General features: G+C 67.1%; 1 protein-coding gene. It reads left to right on the forward strand.

Features of this window, described 5'->3' with window-relative positions:
- A partial coding sequence (locus AB7O82_RS37635) for a malectin domain-containing carbohydrate-binding protein (protein WP_428621862.1) occupies positions 1 to 4042 on the forward strand: 4042 nt, incomplete at both ends.

Genomic DNA, 4042 nt, shown 5'->3' on the forward strand with positions numbered 1-4042 from the left:
ACCCAACCCACCGCGGGACAGTGGGCCGCGGTCGAGGTCGAAACCATCGACGTCATCAAGAACATTCCCAACCACAACGACGACGGCTCGTTGAACGCCGCGCTTGCCGATCGGCAGGTCACCGGTCTGCTGGTCACGGGCACGACCAGCAATCCGGTCCTCTATGTCACCTCGAGCGATCCGCGGATCGCCAACTTCAGCGATGCCGACCTCGACACGAATTCGGGCATCCTGTCCAAGCTCACCTGGAACGGCGCCGCGTGGGAAAAGGTCGACCTGATCCGCGGCCTGCCGCGATCGGAGGAGAACCACTCGCCCAACGGCATGGTGCTGAGCGCCGACGGGACGAAGCTCTATCTCGCGCAGGGCGGCAACACCAACAACGGCGCGCCGTCGCACTTTTTTTCCAACACACCGGAATACGCCCTTACGGGCGCGGTGCTGGAGATCGATCTGGCGGCCCTCGCGGCGATGCCGGACAAGATTTTCACCTACGCTCCCGGCGTCACCAGCGTCTACAAGTACGATCTGCCGACGCTCGACGACCCGACGGTGGCCAACAACGGAGCATCGGGCAACGAGACCAGCGCCGGTCTCGATGTCGGCGGTCCGTTCGGCGGCAATGACGGGCTTAACCAGGCCGTCCTGCCGGCCGATGCGCCGCTTCGCATCTATGCGACCGGGCTGCGCAATGCCTACGACCTGGTGCTGACCGAGGCGGGCAAGTTCTTCACCATCGACAACGGTCCCAACAGCGATCTCGGCGGCGTGCCGGTCACCGACGCCAACGGCGAGGCGACGAACCTGTTCAACAACGGCGGCACGGGAAGCGGCGACTTTCTCTATCTGCTGTCGGATGGCGGCTACTTCGGTCATCCCGATCCGACGCGCAGCAACCAGACCGGCAGCATCTACGCCTACTCGGACGGTCTGCAGCCGCAGGTCATCGCCAGCATTCCGAATGCGGCGGACGCCGTCCCCGACGGCCTCGCGATCGCGCCGGGCTTCGTCATCGATCCATCGAAGTTCACGTCTTCGGCCACGCGGCTCGACCAGGAAGGCAAGTATTCCGGCGGCCAGATGGCGCTGGCGCAGTTCGGCGCCTCGACCAACGGGCTGATGGAGTACACCGCGTCGACCTTCGATGGCGAGATCATGGGCGATCTGATCACCGCGTCGTTCGATGGGACGCTGAAATTGATCAAGCTGTCTTCGGATGGCACGACGGTCCTCGACGTCACGACGCTTGCCACGCCCGGCGGCACGCCGCTCGACGTCGTCCAGGGCCCCGACGGCTCCATCTGGGTGGCCCAGATCGGCTCGGGCCAGGTCACGGTGCTGACGCCCTCGAGCACAGGGGTGGTCGCCGACCCCGACATCGATGACGACGGCGTGCCCAACACAATCGATCCGTTCCAGGCCGATGCCGCCAACGGCTTCGGCACCTGGCTGACGAAGAACGCGACCCTCGACTGGAACCTGCAGTTCGGCGCGGCCGACAGCGCACCCGGGCCGTCCGGCCTCTTTCTCGGCCTGACCGGCCACATGACCAACGGTTCGCGCGACTTCGTGGCGCCCGTCGAGGCAGGTGGCCTCGACCTGACCAACGTCAAGATCGGCACGGCTGCCGGCGGCGGCCTGCTGGTCGTCGAGAATGTCTCGACCGGAACGGCGAGCGGCGTCTTCAACACCGGGGAGTTCGTGTTCCAGACCGGCGTGGCGTTCACCCAGGACGTCTCCAGCTTCGATATCCAATGGACCGCCGTGAATCCCTTCCCCGGGCTGGCCGCATCGCCGACCACGCGGCAGATCGGCGGCTTCATCGGCACCGGCGATCAGGCCAACTTTCTCAAGGTGGTGGCCGGGCCGACCGGTAGCGGCAACGTGCAGTTCGAGCTCGAGAGCAACAATGTCGTCGTCGCCACGCAGACGCTCAATGCCGCGGGCCTGCTGAACGCGCCGGTGGACAGCAGCCTGGTGTTCAATCTCGCCGTCAACCGGGCCACTGCGCAGGCAACACCGTCGGTGACCTACGCCGGCAGCAGCGGCCCGATCACGGTGACGGGCTCCGCGATCAGCCTCGCCGGCACGTCCATCCTGTCCGCCATCGACGGCAGCTACATGGTGCAAGGCAAGGCAAGCGGTCTGGCCGTCGGCCTGTGGTCGAGCAACACCGGTGAAGGCAGCCAGGACACCTTCCAGGCGACCTTCGACGACATCTCCATCACGTCGACCGCTGCGGCCGGTCAGCCGGTCAAGGCGGTGAATGTCGGCGGCGGCCAGGTGACGGCGAGCAACGGCGTGGTGTTCCAGGCCGATCCTGGTCCTACGACAGGCGCCGCCGCCAGCCAGACCTTCGCCACGACGGCGGCGATCTCTGGCACGATCGACGACGCACTGTACCAGGACGAGCGCTGGACGCCGGGCGGCAGCTACACCTACGAGGTGCCGGTCGCCAACGGCACCTACAGGGTCGATCTGCTGCTGGCCGAGATCTATTCAGGCATCACCGGGCCGGGCCAGCGTGTGTTCGACATGGCGCTGGAAGGGCAGACGCTGCCGGATCTTCAGAACATCGACGTCTTCAGCAAGGTCGGCGCCAACGCGGCATTCACCATCAGCCAGCAGGTGACGGTGAGCGACGGCTCGCTGTCGATCCAGGTCGGTCCGGGCAGCTCGGCGGCGGGCAACGTGGAGAACGCCAAGCTGAACGCGTTTGCGATCTATCCCGTTGGCGCGCAGCCATCGGCGACCCTGTCGATCGCGGCGGCGCTCGCCAGCCAGAACGAGGGCAACAGCGGCAGCACGGCATTCAGCTTCACGGTGACGCGGACGGGCGACACCAGCGGCAGCTCGACGGCAAGCTATGCCCTGACCGGCAGCGGCAGCGCGCCGGCCAATGCCGCCGACTTCACCGGCGGCGTGCTGCCGACCGGTACGGTGAGCTTCGCCGCCGGCGAGACCGGCAAGACCATCACCGTGAATGTCGCAGGCGATGGGACCGCGGAGCCGACCGAGACCTTCGTCGTCACGCTCTCCTCACCCAGCGCCGGTACCACCATCGGCACCGCCAGCGCCACCGGCTCGATCCTCAACGACGACAGCGGCGGCACCAACCAGCTGATCAAGGCGGTGAACGTTGGCGGCGGGCAGGTGACGGCGAGCGGCGGCATGGTGTTCCAGGCCGATCCCGGTCCTACGACAGGCGCCGCTGCCAGCCAGACCTTCGCCACGACGTCGGCGATCTCTGGCACGACCGACGATGCGTTGTACCAGGACGAGCGCTGGACGCCGGGCGGCAGCTACACCTACGAGGTGCCGGTTGCCAATGGGACCTACAGGGTCGACCTGCTGCTGGCCGAGATCTATTCCGGCATCACCGGCGCCGGCCAGCGTGTGTTCGACATGGCGCTGGAAGGGCAGGCCCTGCCGGCGCTGCAGAACATCGATATCTTCGCCCAGGTTGGCGCCAACGCGGCCTTCACCATCAGCCAGCAGGTGACGGTGAGCGACGGTTCGCTGTCGATCCAGGTCGGTCCGGGCAGCTCGGCGGCGGGCAACGTGGAGAACGCCAAGCTGAACGCCTTCGCGATCTTTGCCGTGAGCGCACCGCCGTCGGCAACCCTGTCGATCGCGGCGGCCAACGCCAGCCAGAACGAGGGCAACAGCGGCAGCACAGCGTTCACATTCACGGTGACGCGGAGCGGCGACACGAGCGGCAGCTCGACGGCAAGCTATGCCGTGGCCGGCAGCGGCAGCGCACCGGCCAATGCGGCCGACTTCGCCGGCGGCGTGCTGCCGACCGGCACCGTGAGCTTTGCCGCCGGCGAGACTTCCAAGACGATCACGGTGAACGTCGCCGGCGATGCGACGGTGGAGCAGACCGAGACCTTCAGCGTCACGCTCTCCTCACCCGGCGCCGGCACCACCATCGGCACCGCCAGCGCCACCGGTTCCATCCTGAACGACGACGGCACCACGAACCAGCTCATCAAGGCGGTGAATGTCGGCGGCGGCCAGGTGACGGCGAGCACCGGCGTGT

It is taken from the genome of Reyranella sp. (assembly GCF_050185545.1).
Taxonomy (GTDB): Bacteria; Pseudomonadota; Alphaproteobacteria; order Reyranellales; family Reyranellaceae; genus Reyranella.